The organism is Thiomicrolovo immobilis, assembly GCF_039645955.1.
Classification (GTDB): domain Bacteria; phylum Campylobacterota; class Campylobacteria; order Campylobacterales; family Sulfurimonadaceae; genus Thiomicrolovo; species Thiomicrolovo diazotrophicus.
Genome location: NZ_CP147916.1, coordinates 880,506 through 897,935, shown reverse-complemented (window position 1 = coordinate 897,935; position 17,430 = coordinate 880,506). Strand labels below are relative to the sequence as shown.

General features: G+C 56.0%; 18 protein-coding genes. 10 read left to right on the top strand and 8 right to left on the bottom strand.

From position 1 onward, the window contains the following. Positions 1-289 precede the first annotated feature (289 nt). From WCX72_RS04630 to WCX72_RS04595, 8 genes are all read left to right on the top strand, one after another. The gene (locus WCX72_RS04630) at positions 290-979 is read left to right on the top strand and encodes a hypothetical protein (RefSeq protein ID WP_345971116.1); all 690 of its coding nucleotides are present in this window, start codon (positions 290-292) and stop codon (positions 977-979) included. 75 nt (positions 980-1,054) lie between these two features. Beyond that, the gene (locus WCX72_RS04625) at positions 1,055-1,414 is read left to right on the top strand and encodes a hypothetical protein (RefSeq protein WP_345971114.1); all 360 of its coding nucleotides are present in this window, start codon (positions 1,055-1,057) and stop codon (positions 1,412-1,414) included. Between the two features lie 38 nt (positions 1,415-1,452). After that, positions 1,453-1,809 (top strand): cupin domain-containing protein, encoded by a 357-nt coding sequence (locus WCX72_RS04620; RefSeq protein ID WP_345971519.1) that lies wholly within the window; start codon positions 1,453-1,455, stop codon positions 1,807-1,809. Positions 1,810-1,899: 90 nt separating this feature from the next. Further along, positions 1,900-2,502, top strand: coding sequence for a LysE family translocator (locus tag WCX72_RS04615; protein ID WP_345971113.1), 603 nt, complete (start codon positions 1,900-1,902; stop codon positions 2,500-2,502). 28 nt (positions 2,503-2,530) lie between these two features. Beyond that, positions 2,531-3,016, top strand: a complete 486-nt coding sequence (locus tag WCX72_RS04610) for a GNAT family N-acetyltransferase (RefSeq protein WP_345971112.1) — start codon at positions 2,531-2,533, stop codon at positions 3,014-3,016. Positions 3,017-3,313: 297 nt separating this feature from the next. Further along, positions 3,314-4,267 carry a M23 family metallopeptidase gene (locus WCX72_RS04605; RefSeq protein ID WP_345971111.1) on the top strand — a complete coding sequence of 318 codons (954 nt, stop codon included), beginning with the start codon at positions 3,314-3,316 and terminating at the stop codon, positions 4,265-4,267. Then, a complete protein-coding gene (locus tag WCX72_RS04600) occupies positions 4,156-4,617 on the top strand; it encodes a polymer-forming cytoskeletal protein (protein WP_345971110.1) in 462 nt (153 codons plus the stop codon). Before WCX72_RS04605 ends, WCX72_RS04600 begins: the two co-directional genes overlap by 112 nt. Before the next feature lie 20 nt (positions 4,618-4,637). Further along, a complete protein-coding gene (locus tag WCX72_RS04595) occupies positions 4,638-5,384 on the top strand; it encodes a DUF2238 domain-containing protein (RefSeq protein WP_345971109.1) in 747 nt (248 codons plus the stop codon). Positions 5,385-5,399: 15 nt separating this feature from the next. Here WCX72_RS04595 and WCX72_RS04590 read toward each other — a convergent pair whose 3' ends face one another. After that, on the bottom strand, positions 5,400-5,861 hold the full coding sequence (locus WCX72_RS04590; RefSeq protein WP_345971107.1) for a cupin domain-containing protein: 462 nt from the start codon (positions 5,859-5,861) through the stop codon (positions 5,400-5,402). A gap of 188 nt (positions 5,862-6,049) precedes the next feature. Here WCX72_RS04590 and WCX72_RS04585 point away from each other — a divergent pair, with 188 nt between their 5' ends. Continuing rightward, entirely contained in the window at positions 6,050-7,003 is a 954-nt protein-coding gene (locus WCX72_RS04585) for an AraC family transcriptional regulator (RefSeq protein WP_345971105.1), read from the top strand. Between the two features lie 2 nt (positions 7,004-7,005). Here WCX72_RS04585 and WCX72_RS04580 read toward each other — a convergent pair whose 3' ends face one another. The 7 genes from WCX72_RS04580 to pheS all read right to left on the bottom strand — a co-directional run bounded on the left by WCX72_RS04580 (position 7,006) and on the right by pheS (position 16,626). Next, positions 7,006-7,698: a DUF2461 domain-containing protein gene (locus tag WCX72_RS04580; protein ID WP_345971104.1), complete on the bottom strand. Its 693-nt coding sequence runs from the start codon at positions 7,696-7,698 to the stop codon at positions 7,006-7,008. Positions 7,699-7,719: 21 nt separating this feature from the next. After that, complete coding sequence (serA, locus tag WCX72_RS04575; protein ID WP_345971103.1) at positions 7,720-9,306, bottom strand: phosphoglycerate dehydrogenase; 1,587 nt, start codon at positions 9,304-9,306, stop codon at positions 7,720-7,722. Between the two features lie 102 nt (positions 9,307-9,408). Continuing rightward, positions 9,409-11,070: a 30S ribosomal protein S1 gene (locus WCX72_RS04570; RefSeq protein WP_345971102.1), complete on the bottom strand. Its 1,662-nt coding sequence runs from the start codon at positions 11,068-11,070 to the stop codon at positions 9,409-9,411. A gap of 127 nt (positions 11,071-11,197) precedes the next feature. Next, positions 11,198-12,034, bottom strand: coding sequence for a 4-hydroxy-3-methylbut-2-enyl diphosphate reductase (locus WCX72_RS04565; RefSeq protein WP_231020877.1), 837 nt, complete (start codon positions 12,032-12,034; stop codon positions 11,198-11,200). Beyond that, on the bottom strand, positions 12,024-13,307 hold the full coding sequence (gene aroA / locus WCX72_RS04560) for a 3-phosphoshikimate 1-carboxyvinyltransferase (RefSeq protein ID WP_231020875.1): 1,284 nt from the start codon (positions 13,305-13,307) through the stop codon (positions 12,024-12,026). The genes WCX72_RS04565 and aroA overlap by 11 nt, the downstream gene beginning before the upstream one ends. After that, the gene (pheT, locus tag WCX72_RS04555; RefSeq protein WP_345971099.1) at positions 13,304-15,637 is read right to left on the bottom strand and encodes a phenylalanine--tRNA ligase subunit beta; all 2,334 of its coding nucleotides are present in this window, start codon (positions 15,635-15,637) and stop codon (positions 13,304-13,306) included. Before pheT ends, aroA begins: the two co-directional genes overlap by 4 nt. After that, positions 15,634-16,626 carry a phenylalanine--tRNA ligase subunit alpha gene (pheS, locus tag WCX72_RS04550; protein ID WP_231020871.1) on the bottom strand — a complete coding sequence of 331 codons (993 nt, stop codon included), beginning with the start codon at positions 16,624-16,626 and terminating at the stop codon, positions 15,634-15,636. The genes pheT and pheS overlap by 4 nt, the downstream gene beginning before the upstream one ends. A gap of 348 nt (positions 16,627-16,974) precedes the next feature. Between pheS and WCX72_RS04545 the strand changes: the two genes are divergently transcribed. Continuing rightward, positions 16,975-17,331 carry a histidine triad nucleotide-binding protein gene (locus tag WCX72_RS04545; protein ID WP_345971097.1) on the top strand — a complete coding sequence of 119 codons (357 nt, stop codon included), beginning with the start codon at positions 16,975-16,977 and terminating at the stop codon, positions 17,329-17,331. Positions 17,332-17,430: the final 99 nt, after the last annotated feature.

Sequence of the window (17,430 nt, the reverse complement as noted above, 5' to 3'; positions counted from 1 at the left end):
TTTGTTTCCATGTCTTCTGCGCTATCCATTCCGCAACCCCGCCCAAATACCTGCATAGACGGGGGTTCCCCACTCATCCGCATCAAAGGACGGCACATTCGTTTCTCCTCAAGCCATGCACAAAACAGCCGATTCAGGTAGAATTAACATTAATAGTTTTGGTTGGAATAAGTTTGAACATGTACAATGGTTCTTATCTGTTAGTTGTTGGGCGCCTTACGGCAACGACAAAGCTCGTCCTGCTATAGTGCTGTAGCGTCTGGAGAGTGTCGGCTAAAAAGGAGTAGACATGAAAAAGCTTCTTGTTTTATCGTTCGTCCTTCTGTTGAGCATCGCCGTGCACGCAACCCAAAAGCTTGAAAACATTACAACGATGAATGAATTCCAGGGTTTCGTTCATACATTCTATCTCCATCCCCAACCGGAGCTTATTGACAGCGCCATTACTTTTTTCGGCTCCTCCGAGATGGCCTCCAATCCAAATGCGAAAGCCCTGATGCTCATGTCGTTCAGTTCGCTCTTTTCCATGTATGACGCTTCCCGGAAAGCGCAGTGGGAGAAGACAATACAGGGCATCAGGGAACCGGCCAAATCGCTCTTAATGCACTCCTTGCGCCGATCGCCGAGTGCGCTGCTGGATGCAGCACCCCTCTCCCCCGCCAAAGTCGACATGTACTGGGCCTGCTTTTTCACCACCGGCGACTTTGAATATCTCTATGCGATCATTGCTTTGCTGAAGCACCTGGACGAGCGTCAGGATATCAACCTGTTCCTCACCGCGGCGTCCGCAAAATGGTCCCTGTCCAGTAATGCCAAATTGCATTTCAAGGTCCGCATGGTACTGGAGGCGATGAAGGTCGGCGACGTCCCTGAACTGCAGCCCGTCGCTAAAGAGATCCTCGAGGTCAATCCCAGCCTCATCAGGGAAGAGGCTCTCGCCGTTCTGAGAGAGCAGAAGCGCAAAGGGATATGGCGATAGGCATCGGCCGTATGCCGTCACGCCCTTCCCTTTGACATCCGATGCGGGCTTATTTCACAAAAGGAATCTACAAGTATGCTTGAGATTGCGATCTTTTCACTGATTATCCTGGTATTCGGCGTCCTGCCGAGTCTGTGGTATCTCAGGCGGAGAGAAAACGTTGACGACAACCCAAACCCCCATATTGTCATTGTTGTTTTGACGACGTTGCTCGTTCTTGCCAATACCTATTACGCCTATCTGATGGGCCAAGGTTCCATATCCTATGTCCTCGGGTATGTATTTTTCATCCCGCTCGTAGTGGTCCTGGTCTCCGGGAGCAACCGGAGAAGACGCTGGAATGGTGCCTTTGTTTCATCGCTCGTTATCTTCCTCAGCATCATGGTCAATCTCGTCACGAGAGCAGATGAAGCTGCTAGGCAGATCAACACGTAAACGCGTGTGACCGGTCTTGCCGGCATACTTCGTCGTCAATAAAGGAGGCTGCATTGCCCGTCGTTTCCATTACAAACAGCGATCATTACGGATGGGGGGAGAACTGTGACGGTTGGCATCTGGCCGCTTCAGCCAACCTCAACGTTATCCGCGAACGCATGCCGCAGGGCGCATCGGAGACCCGTCACCTCCACAGCAGTGCAGAGCAGTTCTTCTATATACTTTCCGGCATCGCCACCCTTGAGGTCTCCGGGGAAATATACCTTCTGGCCCCCGGGGAAGGCTTTCACATTCCTGCGGGGATTGCGCACTCCCTGAACAACGAGCACGTGCTGGATTTGGAATTTTTAGTGGTCTCTACACCGCCGAGCCACGGGGACAGAGTGGATGCCTGAAATCATTGCGGAGACCGACCCGGAGGAGAGGCGCACCCCGCCCGAAGGCATCACAAATGCACTTGCTTACCCAGGCAAGAAAGGAGATTAATGAGCGTGTACGACCTTGCGGCTTTTTCGGTCGCCATGTTCTTGCTGGCCGCTACCCCCGGTCCCGGGGCGTTTATCACGGTTTCCAAAGCGCTGGCATCGGGCTTCAACGCAACCCTGCCCGTCATCGCGGGGATCGTTGCAGGCGATCTTGTTTTTCTTTTGGCCGCTATCTACGGCCTCGCGGCCGTCGCCGAGGTTTTTTCGCTCCTCTTTGTCATGATCAAGTATGCGGGTGCCGCCTATCTCATCTGGCTGGGGGTCCAGTTGTGGCGCGCACCGCCCAAACAGATGCGCGTCGCGGCGTCCAAGAAGTACGGATTCCTGAGCGGCCTCTCCATCACGCTGGGCAATCCGAAGGTTATCCTTTTCTATCTGGGCTTTCTCCCCGCCTTCGTCGACCTGCATGCTCTGGAAAGTGTCGACGTTGTGCTCACCGCGCTTGCACTTGCCTTGATTCTCGGCTCCGTCATGCTCTTTTACGCCTTCTCCGCCGCGCGAACCGGCATGCTTTTCAAAAGCGAGCAGTCGCAAAAACGTCTGAAGCGCACGGCCGGGAGCGTCATGATAGGTACAGGCAGCGTTCTGCTCGCAAAAGCCTGATACGCCCGATCCCAAGGAGACATACCCCATGCACCCCACTATCATCTGCGCCACACCTGAAAATGCCCGCGACATCGCCCTCATGACCGGGGAACTGCTTCACGAGATCATGGAGCGTATCAACGTCAAAGCCTTCCGTTTTCATCAGGATGAGACGGAAACCCGGGCTGCGGAGCTGTTATCCAGAGGCGTCTATTACGTCTTCCTCGCCAAGGACCCCGCAACCGGAGAGGCGATCGGTTTTATTTCACTCTATGAAAGTTACGCCCTCTACGCCGAAGGAGCCTACGGTACGATTCCGGAACTCTATGTACGTCCCCCCTACCGTTCGATGGGAGTAGGTGTGGCGCTCTTGAAGCGCGCCAAAGATTTTGCCGCCTCCAGAGGGTGGAAGCGGTTGGAGGTGACGACGCCTCCCCTGCCGGAGTTTGACAGGACACTGAACTTCTATGAACGCCATACTTTTGAAATCTCCGGCGGCAGAAAACTGAAAAGCGATATAGACGTCTCCTGAGGATTTTCGGGAAGCAGAGGGGATTCTTCTATCAAATTTTATTTAAAATAAATATTAAAAAACATGAATTTAATGCTTTATAATTTTCTTAAGATTAGCAATGTAAAATGAGCGCGGTATTTAAAAATATTATATATTGATCTCAGTATGACATCGTACCGTTTTTACGGAAACGATACCGCATCAAATCAAGGTATAATGTCATATAAATATTTTGTTAAACAAAGATAATAATTTAATTTTCATACATAAAAATAAAGAGGGCTGTTTCGGCAGTATCATAGGAGACGCGGAAGGATGAATACACGCTTCACTGTCACGATACACGACATTGACGGCGTACGGCAGTACAGCCTGCACAATATCGTCAAGAAAGTCCTTCTGTACGCGGGAGCAGGCCTCGTCACACTGATTGCCGCAGGGGTCGCGTTTATTGTCTTCCTCAACGTCTCCCTCAACGATATCGACGAGAAAAAGCTTCAGCTCGAAGCGCACAACGCCGAACTGCGCAGCTCTATCACCGCGGCCGAGCTGGACCTGGCCGCGAAACAGAAGGAGCTTACCACCGTTTCCGACCGCCTCGACGGCATCGAAAGCCTGATCGGCCTGGCGCCCGATACGGAAACGGAGAGCAGCCTGCTTGAACGCGTTGAGATCGCCCAGATGACCTCCGTACAGCGCGCGGCGCTGCTGCAGCACATCCCCAACGGTTCCCCCGTCGAGTACCGGGGCATTACGAGCAAATTCGGCTACCGTACCCACCCCACGCTCCACCGCAAAGAGTTCCATCCCGGCAGCGACCTCCGCGCGCCGATGAACACCCCCATTCATGCCACGGCAGACGGCGTCATCGAGTACGCAGGGCTGCACAGCAGCAGCGGCTACGGGCGTCTGATCATCGTCGACAACAACTACGGCTTCAAGACCTATTTCGGCCACCTCAACAAGATCAGCGTCAAATCCGGCCAGTATGTCAGAAGAGGCGACGTTATCGGCTATACGGGCAACAGCGGGATGAGCAACGGACCGCACCTTCATTATGAAGTGCGATTTATCCAGCGCAAACTCAATCCCTACTGGTTCATCAAGTGGGATCTTGAACACTATGCCACCATCTTTGAAAAGGAGAAAAAAGTACCATGGCAATCTTTGGTAGCAACAATAACACGGGATCAGCACCTGCAAAAGCTCCCGTCACCAACACCAGTACCACCATCATCACAGCTGGCGCTTTACTCAAAGGCGAAATAGCCCTCGAGTGCGACGTCTTTTTTGACGGACGTCTGGAGGGAACGATACATTCCAAGGGGGTCATCACCGTCGGACAGAACGGTGTGATCGTCGGCGAAGTCAAGGCACCGCACCTTATCGTGCGCGGCCGCATCGAAGGAACCGTCGACGTCGATCGTGTCGAAATCAAGGAGAACGGTTATGTCGGAGGGGTCATCTCCTCAAAAGAGATGGTGATCGAGTCCAAAGGGATCTTTGAAGGCGAAAGCCATCGCAAAACGTCCGAAGCCGCGGCCAAACCCGTTCAGGACGCCGCAGCCGAAAAGCCTGCCGAAAAGCCTGCCGAAAAGCCCGCTGAAAAGAAGAGCTAATCCGGCCGACAGGAGAGTGAATGCAACAGGAAGAGGAGTGCTGCTACGCCCATAACCGCTACCTTCTCCTCCTCTGCATGCTCTTCGCAGTGGAATTCATCCTCCTCGCATTCGCCCCCTATGACCGGCATGACTGGCTGCTCGAAAACGTCCTGGTCCTGCTGGCCGTACTTTTTTTCGCCACGACCTACAGAACCTTCCCCCTTTCGCGCATTTCGCTGACGCTGATCTTTCTTTTTCTCTACCTGCACGAAATCGGCGCCCACTACACCTATGCCGAAGTGCCCTATGAGGCGTGGGGACAATCCCTCTTCGGTATTTCGCTCAACGGGCTCTTTGGCTGGGAGCGCAACAACTTCGACCGTGTCGTCCATTTTCTCTACGGCCTGCTGCTCGCCTACCCGCTGCGGGAGTTCTTCCTGCGGGTCGTCGACGTCAAAGGGTTCTGGGGCTACTTTTTCCCCCTCCTCGTCACCATGGCCAGCTCCATGCTCTATGAACTGGTCGAATGGGGCGCGGCCGTCTATTTCGGCGGCGACCTGGGGATGGCCTATCTCGGTACCCAGGGCGACGCCTGGGATGCGCACAAGGATATGCTCTTTGCCACTATCGGCGCCTTCATTGCCATGGTCATCACCGCGGCCATCAACGCAACCCTGCAGAAGGATTTTGTCCGGGAATGGGTCCACAGCTTCCGGGTGAAGCACAGGCATCCCCTGGGCGAAAACGCCCTGATGCGCCTGTGGCGGCAGCGGCATAATAAATAACCGCCCTCTTCCCTCTTATTCAGCGGGTTTCATAATCTCGAAAGCATCAATGGGTTCGTTGAATGCGATAAAGAGCACACAGGGGTCCCCTTTTTCGCAGTAGGCGACATGCGGATGCTTCTCTGGTCCGAAAGCATACATACCGGTTTCAATCAATTCGGCTTTCTGGTTGTCGTACTGGACCGTCATATTGCCCGAGACGAGGATCATGCGCTCCGCCGAGGTATGCCAGTGGTGCGGAATCTTGTAATCCCCCGGGACTTTGAACAAAACATCCGTGTGGGGCTTGGCCGGATCGCCATGCAAAACGGCGATCTTGCACGCCTCGCCGAGGAAAGCAGGGCAAGGCCCCCACTGAAGCCGCTGATCATCGTACTTGTACGCCAGTGCCGGCTCGTCGGCGGAGAGTCCCGAGAAAAGCCCTGTCACGACGGACGCCAACACCATCACTGCCATTTTGCGGTTCGGTAATAACATTGAGAATCCTTTTTATCAAAGGCCATGGCGGCCTCAAAATGAATTTTGCAGTACTACCCCACCATCTTAACAGCACCTTCATCCGTTGGAAAGAGCCAATGTTCGCTTAACTGTGCAATTAGTCGGATTATTTGATTTTTCTATAGTTATTGCGTCACTATAATAGGCAAAAGACGAAAGGTGAGACAATGGGGGCGCCGCTTCCGCTATACACGATCGAAGAGACGATCAATACCTATAAATACCTTTTCAAACCCAATCCCTCCTTCGGCATGGACTTTTACGCCGAAGGTTTCGAAGCGAAGGATGTCGTCTTGCTGCTCGATGACATCGCTCCGAGTCACGGTATTCCTCTGCGCTTCGACTATTACGCCCTTTTTCTCCGCCTAAAAGGGGAGACCATCCGCAGTGTCAACCATTTTGACTACACGATACAACCGCAGGCACTGCAACTGGTCTGTCCGGGCTCCATCTATGCGTTCAGGGATATCTCGGAAGAGTCGAAAACCTATGTGCTGCTTTTCGACAAGGCGTTCATTGAAGAGGAGAACCTCTCCTCCGAAGCCCTCAATCCGCTCTTCGCCTTTCACCGGCTTCACCAGAACGATGTCGTCCTCGATACGGCGAGCTATGCCCAGGTCCTCTCCCTTTACGAACAGCTTAGCTATGAACTGCGTCAGAAAAAAGAGGATTTCAGGAGTATGGCCAAGATGCTGATCACCCAGCTGCTCTTCATCCTTAAACGCGAAAAGCAGAATGCCGGCCTTCCGCAGAACCTCACCAGGGCCGAACAGCTCAGCGCGGAGTTCCTCGTCCTGATCGAAGAGCATTTCTGGAACAAAAAGAGCGTCAAAGCCTATGCCGAGATGATGGCCGTCACCCCGAAACATCTCAGCGAAACGGTCAAGGCGACCCTGCACCGCAGCGCGCTCTCCTATATCCACCTGCGTATCATCAAGGAGATACAGTACCTGCTCTGCTTCGGCAATATGTCGATCAAACAGATCGCATACGCCCTCAACTTCGAAAGCCCCTCACAACTGGGGCGTTTTTTCAAAAACCATGAAGGCATCTGTCCGAAGGAGTACCGTCTGCGCAACCGGATAGACTACCCGTCGCTTGTCCCCGGAAAGCATCGGTAGCGTCACGCCTGCTGCTCCGCATAGAGCGTCATCTCGTACACCCACTGCTGCAGCGGCAGCATCGCTTCGTAATGGGCATAAAGCGTGTCAATGAGCATCTCGGACGTGATCAGCGCCGCCTTGGTCTCCGTAGAAGCATACATGCAGTTATACAGGGCCAGCTCCGCCAGCGGCATTGATGCGTCAAAACCGGCCGGCAAACGCTTGTAACGTTTCTCCGGCAGCCTGTACCCCTTCTGTGTCAGACGTTCGAGGATTGCCTGCAGCTCCTTGCGACGCTCCTCGGATTTCAGATAGGAACGATACGCGGAGAGCATGGCCGGCTTGAAGCGGCGCAGGCCCGTTGCGACCAGGAGCGTTTGCGGATCGAAATGAAGGTAAAAGGCGCTGCTCTGCATCCGCTTGCCGCCGCCCTGCCAGAAGACGATGCCGATATGGTCCTTCAGCGGCGGCTCGTCGAAATGGAAACGCTGGTCGCGGTAGATGCGGAAGAGCGAACCGTTGACTTTCGGTACGGCATTGATCGTCGGCACGAGGGCCATGAGGTGTTCGCCCATCTCCTCGACAAATGCACGGCTGGGTTCGAGCACAAGTTCATGGTAGAGCATCTTGTTGGCGTCAAACCACGCCTTGCTGTTATTGCCCTGGAGTTCGGCTAGAAAAGGGAGGGTTCCTGCGGGGAAGTGCGAGAACACCGGAAAGCTCCGATGGTCTCTTTAGAGGCGGACGGTGTCGACGCTGATGCACTCTTCAAGGGCGGAGAGCTCTGAAAGTGCTGCGTCTTTGACCGGCGTGTCGGTGATAATGACGGCAAGGGCCTCGCCGTTGCTGTTGCGGCCCAGGCGGAAGTCGCCGATGTTGACGCCGTTACGCGCCAGCAGCGATCCCACTTTGCCGATCACGCCCGGGACGTCGGTGTTTTTGAAGAGGGTAAAGTTCCCCTTCGGCTCGACATCGAGGTCGAAACCGTTGACCTCGACGATACGCTGGACGCCCTCTTCGAAGATCGTCGCGTCGATATCGACGACACGCTTGTCCGTCGTCAGTTTGACGGAAATGAGGTTTTTATAGGCGCTGCTGCCGAGCTCGGCAGAGGTCTCGATCTTGATCCCCTTCTGCTCGGCGATGAAAGAGGCGTTGACGTAGTTGATGGTGTCTCCCGTCTTGTCCGCCAGCGTACCGACGGTGACGAAGGTGCTCAGCGAATCGAGGTACTCGGCGATATCGCCCTGTGCGCTGACCTTGATGGAGACGATCGGTGCACGGTTGAGCTCGCTCGCCATAAAGCCGATCTTCTGTCCGAGCTCCAGGAACGGTTTGACGAATGCCGGGATCTTCGTCTCGTCGATCGGCAGGTTGAAGGCGTTCGGGAAGGCAATGCCCTTGGCCGCCTCAATCGCCTGCTGCGCCGCCTGCGTACCGATGTTGTACTGGGATTCGAAGGTGTTCGCACCGAGGTGCGGGGAGACGACGATGTTGTCCAGGTCGAGCAGCGGGTGGTCCGTTGCCGGCTCTTTCTTGAAGACGTCGATACCGGCGAAGCGGATCTTGCCGGATTTCAGACCGTCATAGAGCGCTTCTTCATTGTAAAGGCCGCCGCGGGCACAGTTGACGAGCACGACGCCGTCTTTCATCTTCGCGATCTCATCGGCACCGATGATGTCGATTGTCTCAGAGTTCTTCGGCGTATGGATCGTAATAATGTCGCAGCCGAGGATCTCATCGAAGCTGTCCGTGTATTTCACGCCGAGGTCTGTCGCCTTGGAGGCCGGGATGTACGGGTCGTAAGCCACGACGTCCATCTCGAACGCCTTGCAGCGTACCCCGACGCGGCTGCCGATGTTACCGAAACCGATGATACCGAGCTTCTTGCCCTTGAGCTCGTAGCCGTACCATTTCTCGCGCTTCCAGATGCGCTGGTTTTTAAGATGGTCGTGGGAGTAGGGGAACATACGCATACAGGAGAGCATATGGGCCATGGTCAGCTCGACGGCGGCGATCGTATTGGCCGTCGGGACGTTCATGACGATGATCCCCTCTTTGGAACAGCCGTCGATATCGACATTGTCGACACCGACACCGGCGCGGACGATCGCCTTCATCTGCTTGGCGGCACCGATAAACTTGTCATCCACGTCGGTAGAGGAGCGTGTGATCGCGACGTCGGCGTCGGCGATGACATCGAGCAGCGCCGTTTTGTCGACATCGGCAGCAAAGACGTAATCGATCTGCGGATCGTTCTGAAGCATCTCGAGCCCGGCTTCGTGAATATGGTCACACACGACTACTTTATATTTTTCCATCTTAAAATCCTAAAGTAAAATTGAAAATGTTATCAACAAGTACCTGCCTCGCAGGGCATTGCTGATAAATTTGGGAAGCCCCTCCGCCGGTGCGGAAAGGGGTTATTTTTTGAGTTGGTCTTTGATCAGGTCGCCGAGGCTGTTGGAGCCGTCCTCTTCGTTGAGCTTGTCGAGGATTTTCTGATCGTGCAGTCTGTCGAGTTTGCGGACAGAGAGGCGGATGCGGTCGCGCTTGGCATCGATCGCAACGATTGCCGCTTCGATCTCCTGCCCTTTTTCGAGCTCTTCCGCTTTGAGCGGTTCGAGGTCTTCGTTGCGGATCAGCGCATCGACGCCGTCGCTGAGGGAGACGAAGACACCGAAGTCTTTTACGTCACGGACGCTGCCCTTGACGATGTCGTTGACGCGGTGGGAAGCGGCAAACTTCTCAACCGGGCTCTCTTCGAGCATCTTGCGGTTGAGGGAGATCTTCTGGTCGTCGCGGTTGATCTTCGCGATCTTGACTTCGACTTCGTCACCGGACTTGAAGAGGTCTTTGGCTTTGACACCTTTTTCCCAAGTCGTATCCTGGTTGTGCAGGAGGCCTTCGACGCCGGCGATCTTGACGAACGCACCGAAGTCCGTCAGGGATGTGACGGTACCGGTCACAATATCGCCCTCTTTGAATTTCTTCGCGAATTCGTCGAAAGGTTTCGGCAGGAGACGCTTGAGGGAGACGCGCAGCTTGTGCTTCTCCGGATCAACGTCGATCACCTCGACGTCAATGTCGTCGCCGACGGTCAGGTAGTCTTTCGGGTTCTTAATGTTTTTGTCCCAGGTGATCTCTGAGATATGGAGGAAACCTTCGATATCGTTTCCGAGGTCAACGAACGCACCGTACGGCTCGATGTTGCTGACGGTGACAGTGATGGTATCGCCCGCTTCGAGTTCGTCCTCGATCTCTTTCCACGGATCCGGCTGGACCGCTTTGATGGAGAGGGAGAGGTGGCGTTTGTCTTTGTCGTAAGCGATCGCTTTGACGTTGACTTTGTCGCCTTCGTTGTAGAGCTTGGACGGGTTGACCGGGCCTTTGTAGCTGATCTCGTTGTAGTGGACCAGACCGTCGACACCGCCGACGTCTACAAACATACCGTAGCTGGTGATCTTCTTGATGACACCTTCGACAATCGTACCCTCTTCCATCAGCTGGTCGATGATCTCTTTCTTGCGCTTGCGCTCTTCGTTGAAGAGTTTGCGGCGGGAGACGACGATGGAGTTGTCTTCCGGATCAAGCTTGATGACCTGCGCCTTGACTTTGCGACCGATGACATTGTCGCTCTCTTTGAACGCCGCGAGTGAACGCGGCATGAAGAAGCTGACGCCGTCCGCTTCGATCACGTAGCCGCCGCGGTTCTTCTTGGTCACGATGCCTTCGATGATCACATCTTCGAAATCCTCTTTGTGCGCTTCGACGAATTCCATCGTCTTCTGCTGCTCGAGGACCTTGCGGTAGGAGATCTTCGGACGCTCGTTGTAGTGTCCTGTGACCATAACCGTGATCTTGTCACCGACGTTGAAAAGCAGGTCGCCTGCTTCATCCCTGATCTCATCAAGACTGATGATACCTTCCAGTTTCTCTCCAACTCCGACGAGCGCGCGATTATCGTCTTCCTGGATTGCGACAATTTCACCTTCGGTGATGCGATTTGATTCTTGCTCCTGGAAAGAAGCCTCCAGCATCTCGGCGAAATTTTCTTCTTCAAATGCTTCGTTATCGAAAGCCATACCTGTACCCTTATTACGTAATAAAATCTCGTGAGTATAGCGAAAGAAAGCTTTTATGAAGCAGAAAGATTACAGGAGGGCGGATTTTTTACGCTAAGCAGCATCTTCCGGAAACGCGCCGGAAGCTTCAGGCGCTCTTCGAGCCCGTTTTGATCCGCGCAATCACCTGTTCGATGATCCAATCCGGCGTGGAAGCGCCGGCACTGATGCCGCAATACGCTTTCCCGTCAAACCAGGCGTCGTCGATGTCGTCGGGTCCTTCGATGTGATAACTGTCCAGGCAGTACGCCTGGGCGATACTGTGCAGCTGCTTCGTATTCGAAGAGTTCTTCCCGCCGATGATGATCATCACATCGGCCCGTTTTGAGAGGTCCCGCACCGCATCCTGGTTTTCGAAGGTCGCGTTGCAGATCGTGTTGAAGACCCTTACCTCTTTATAGCGCGGTATCAGGTAATTGACGATTTTGAGGAACTCGTCGACTTTCCGCGTCGTCTGCGCCACGACGGCAATCTTCTCTTTGAAGCGGATCTGTTCGAGCTCCTCGACGCTCATAACGACATAAGCGCCTTCCTTGGCGTAGCTTTTCACCCCGCGGATCTCCGGATGCGCCTCATCGCCGAAGATAACGATGTCGTACCCCTGCTCGCTCATCTCCTCGCAGATCTGCTGCGGTTTGGTCACATAGGGGCAGGTGGCGTCAACGACATGGACATCTCGCGCATAGAGCGTCTCCAGCTCCTGCTTCGGAATGCCGTGGGTCCGGATGACCGCCGTGTCGCCCGCTTGGAAATCGTCCAGATTCTCCGTCAATGCGACCTGGAAATCCTTCTGGAGACGTTCGATCTCCTTCGCGTTATGGATCAGCGGGCCGTAGGTGGCCGACTGGCGGTTCTCCTCGGCGATCTTGATCGCCCGTTTGACGCCGAAACAGAAGCCATAGTTCTCTGCCAGTTCAATCTTCATGTTGCACTTCCCCGATCGTACCGATCAGTTCGAAAAAGTTCGGGAAGGAGGTCCGGATACAGTCGGTATCCGTGACTTCCATCCCGCAGCGCAGCCCGGCGACGATAAAACTCATCGCGATGCGGTGGTCCCCGAAACTGTCGACGGCAGCCGCCTGCAATGCTCCGCCCGTAATGCGGTAGCCGTCGTTGGACTCTTCACAGACTATACCGCATTTTTGCAGGTTCGTCATCACCGTAGTGATGCGGTCGCTCTCCTTGACCCGGAGCTCTTCGGCATTTTTGACCTCGCTGGTCCCCTCCGCCGTCGCCATCGCGACGGCCAGCGCCGGCAATTCGTCAATCAGCCAAGCGATGTTCTCTTCGACGACGACCGCCTTGAGCGGCCGGTAGCGCACCTCGATATTCCCGATGGGCTCATACCGCTCGTCGGTCACCTCGTAGCGAATATCCGCCCCCATGCGTTCGAGCGCCTTGAAGGCCTCGATACGGGTCGGGTTGAGGGTGACGCCCTCGATGACGGCGCTGCTGCCGGGTATGATCGCTGCGGCAACGGCAAAAAAGAAGGCGCTGGAGGGATCGGCGGGGACCCGGATATCAAGGGGCTGCAGCAGTCCGCCGAGCGGCTGCACTTCCGTTCGGAGATGCTCCGTTTTGATCTCGGCCCCCATCCCGCTGAGCATCCGCTCCGTATGGTCTCGGCTGAGTTCGGGTTCTTCGAAATAGCAGGGGCCGTCGGCCCGAAGCGCTGCGAGGATCATGGCGCTTTTAACCTGCGCCGAAGCGACAGGGCTTTTATAGTCGAAAGCCTTCAGCGAACCGCCACGCACGCTCAGCGGCGCAAGGTCGCCGTTGTTGCGGCCGTCGAGCTGCGCGCCGATGCTGCGCAGCGGCGCCGTTACCCGTTTCATCGGGCGGCGGCGGAGGTATTCGTCCCCGCTCAACACGAAGTGCCCCTCCGCCGACGCGAGCAGCCCGCAGAAAAGCCGCATCCCCGTACCGGAATTGCCGCAGTCGAGGATGTCGTCGGGCTCTTTGATGCCGCGGGAGGCGATTGTGATCACCTCGCCGTCATCCGCCACCTCGGCCCCCAACGCTTCCACGATGCGCAGGGTATTCATCGTATCCTCCCCGCGCAGGAAGTTCCGGATAACGCTTGTGCCCTCGGCGAGGGTCGCGAACATCGCGCTGCGGTGTGAGATCGATTTGTCCGCCGCGACCTTGTCGCTGCGAAATGCGAACGTCCCCGCCGGCGCGATACGGACCCGGCTCATCGCAGTGCTACCCCAAGGTCGTTCTGCAGGGCCGCAAGGACCCCTTCCATCGCTGCCGTGATCTCCTCTTCTTCCAGGGTCTTCTCCTGCGACTGCAGCACGAAGCGCAGCGTCAGGCTCATCTGATCGCCCAGTGTCTCGTCCGTATAGCGGTCGACGGGGTAGAAGCGGACGATCTCGCCGCTGCGGCTTCCCTCGATGACTTCGGCCACCTTCGCGTACGCCATGGCCTGCGGCATCAGGATGCTGAGGTCGCGGTGCGACGCCTGGTACTTGGAGTACGGCTTCGCTTCGACCCTTTCAAAGGCGAGCGCATCAAAAGATCCTTCGAACATCACGGTGCGCGGAAGGTCCATCTCCGCCTGCAGCGTCGGGTGCAGCGTGAACATCTCCCCGATCTTGAGGCCCTTCTGGTAGACGGCTGCCGCCTGGTAGGGGTGGGCCATCTTGTGTGTCGGCGTAACCGGCTTCAGGGTGAAATCGCCCAGAACGTCCGCCGCCAGTTTGGAGAAGGACTCAAAACTGACACTCTCCGGCTTTCCGCTGTTGTCGAGGCTGTCCTCGTTCAGGGTTCCCGCAAAGAGGAGCGCGATTTTGACCGATTCGCGGCGCTGGACGTCGAAGACCGAACCGATCTCGAAGAGCGGGATACGTTTGCGGCCGTTCTTGGCATTGCTGCTGGCCGCGTTGAGCAGCCCTGCCAGCAGGGTCGGACGCAACGTATCGAGTGTCCCGGCGATCGGGTTGAGCAGAGAAAGCTCCTTCGCGACGCTCGCCAATCCCAGGGCGTCGAGCTGCTCACGCTCGTTGAAGACAAAGTGAACGCTCTCGTAAAAGCCGCTCTGCGCTGCGCGCTGACGGTAGGTCTGCTTTTTCCGGAACGCAAAGTAGTCATCGTCGATGCGGTCCGCTTCGGTCAGGACGAAAGGCTTCGCCGGGATATTGTCGATACCGACGATACGAACGATCTCCTCGATCAGGTCCTGACGGTTGACGATGTCGTGACGGAAGCGCGGTACGCTGACGACGATCTGCTCTTCGCTCGATTTGGAAATATCGAAGCCGAGGTTTTTGAGAATATTCGCCACGCGGCTCTTATCTATTTCTGTACCGACAATGCTGCTGACGTAGGCCATATCGATGCTGATATTCTTCGGTTCGAAGACTTCGGCATGCTCCAGAGTGCCACCGTAGATCTTGCCTTCACCCTTTGCCTCGATGCAGCTGAAAAGGAAGTCGCTGCCGATGGAAAGTTCCGGCTCGCTGCCCCGGGATGTGCGGTAGTAAAGCGGCCCGCTTTGCAGTTTCGTCTCCGCCATCTTCTGCGAAATGACCTCCGGGGCGATATAGCTCGCCTCGATGACGATGACGCCGCGGACATCCTGCAGGCGGGAAGCATCTTCCTGGCGGATACCGATGATCGAAGCGCACTCCTGCCCGTAGACGGCGGTGAGGCCGTGGGCTTCGCGCTTGATGACGATCTCGGCGAGCTTCTCGTCATTGCCACGGAAGAAGTCCACGGGATAGGCGCGCAGGATCACGCCGGTCGTATGCATGGCGTACTCAAGACACCCTTCGACGGCGTTTGCGCGGCTCTCGTCGATCATCGCCAGACGCAGCGTCATCAGCAGTGAGTCGTCAAAGAACTCGACCGATACCGCATGGTAGCGGACGCTTCCGGCAACATCGCCTTCAACATCGAGTTTCAGCAGACGCCCAATGCCCAGGCGGTTCTCGTCCTCACGGCCGGCGGCCCGGGGTTTCAGGCTCTTGTCCAGAGCCGCACAGAGGTCGCGGGCCACCCCGCGGATACTCAGACAGTCCCCGCGGTTCGCCGTCAGTTCAATCTCGATCAGGTCGTCATTGATCAGCAGGTAGTCGGCGAGCGGCTTCCCGAGCTCGAGTGCGCCGATACTCTCATCAAGCACAAGAATCCCGTCGTTCACTTTCGGCAGTCCCAGTTCGGTCGCGGAACAGATCATTCCCGCCGAATCGACGCCGCGCAGCTTGACCGGTTTGATCTCCAGGCCGCCGGGCATCACCGCGCCGACAGCGGCAACGGGAACATACTGCCCCGCCGCGACGTTAGGCGCCCCGCAGACGATCTGGCGCGTTTCGCCGCCCAGATCAACCTGGCAGACGTTGAGCTTGTCGGCATCGGAGTGTTTTTCGCACGCGGCAACCCTGCCCACGACGATTTTTTCCGGAATGCGGTAGGACTCTACCCTGTCGACCTCCAGACCGATGGCATTGAAAGTCTTGGCCAGGTGCTCCGTCGTAATGTCGGAAAGGTCGATCCATTCGTTAAGCCAGTGGCGTGTGACAATCATTTGAACTGCTCCAGTAGTCTGATATCGCCCTCAAACAGTGAGCGCAGATCCCCGATACGGTGGATCAGCATCGCGAAGCGCTCCACGCCGAGGCCGAAGGCGTAGCCGCTGACGTTCTCATAGCCGACCGCCTTGAAGACGTTGGGGTCGACGATCCCACAGCCCAGGACTTCCAGCCATCCCGTCTTGGAACAGACGCGGCAGCCGTCGCCGCCGCAGAAGATACAGCTGATATCGACTTCCGCGGACGGTTCCGTGAAGGGGAAGAAACTCGGGCGGAAACGGACCTCGACGTCGCCGAACATGTACTTGAGGAAGTCCTCGAGAATGAACTTCAGGTTCGCGAAGGAGACTTTGCCCTCTTCGTCGACGAGCAGACCCTCGACCTGATGGAACATCGGGGTGTGCGTCAGGTCGTAGTCGCGGCGGAACACGGCACCCGGAGCGATCATGCGGATCGGCGGCTTCTCCTGCTTCATCGTGCGGATCTGCACCGGGGAGGTATGGGTGCGCAGCAGCAGCTCGTCTTTGAAGTAGAAGGTGTCCTGCATGTCACGGGCCGGGTGGTACTTGGGCAGGTTCAGCGCCTCGAAGTTATGGAAATCGTCTTCGACCATCGGGCCGGTCTTGACCGAAAAGTTCATGGCGACGAAGTACTCAACGATGCGGTCCATCGTCTGCATCACCGGGTGCAGCGCACCGCGTTCGCTTCCCCGGCCGAAGAGGGTCACGTCGATCGCCTCCGCTTTCATCCCTGCCTCGAGCGCTTCGAGGGCCAGGATCTCCTTGCGGACATTAAAGGCCTCGGTCAACTTCGCCTTATGCTCGTTGAGCTCTTTGGCAAACGCGCCCTTCTCCTCGTTGGGAACGGACTTCATCTTCGCGAACTCGGCCGCGAGTACCCCTTTTTTCCCGAACACCGCAATACGGATCTCTTCAAGTTTGTCGACACTCTGTGCCGACGCAATGGCGTCATACCACTCTTGCAACCCTGGCTCCTTCTCGGGGACGTCTCCCCCATGTATCTTGCGCGTATTGTATCCAAAGAGCTTTAAAGGGCAGTATCATTGATCAATTACCCTGCAGGGGCAAAGCCCCTACAGCTACGCTAACGCTATGTTCGCGTTATCCTCGAGCTATGCCCTGCGGAATTCCGCTTTGCTACATCAGCAGCGGGCGCTCTGGAAGAAGTGCTCTCGGAGCGCTCGCGCGCCCTCGGCGCCTTTTCTCTGAAATGCTCTTCTTTAAAATCAATACCGAAACCCTCCAATTCAAAGCAGGTTAGCCTCAAAGGCTTCTATGCTACAATCTCAAAAACGCTCTTTCAAGGAACATCCATGTGTCTTTTCTGCAAAATCGCCAACAATGAACTGACGGCCAACAAGGTACACGAAAACGACGATTTCGTCGCCTTCCACGACATCAACCCCAAGGCTCCTGTTCATGTGCTCGCCATTCCCAAAACCCATGTTGACAGCTTCAACGAGGTAACGCCGGAGATGATGGCGGACATGACTGCATTTATCCAGGAAGTGGCCGAGAAAGTGGATGTGAAAGAGAGCGGTTACCGCGTCATTACGAACGTCGGCGAAAACGGCGGCCAGGAGGTCAAACACCTCCATTTCCACATCCTCGGCGGTGCCAGACTCCGCTGGGGCCACTTCGCAGACGCGGACCCGAAAGACTTCCTTTAATCGCACGGCATCCGAACAAAGTCCGGATGCCTACGTTAACACTGGGTTTGCGTTGTCCTCACTGGCGTTGCGGAATTCCGCTTTGCTACATCGGCAGCA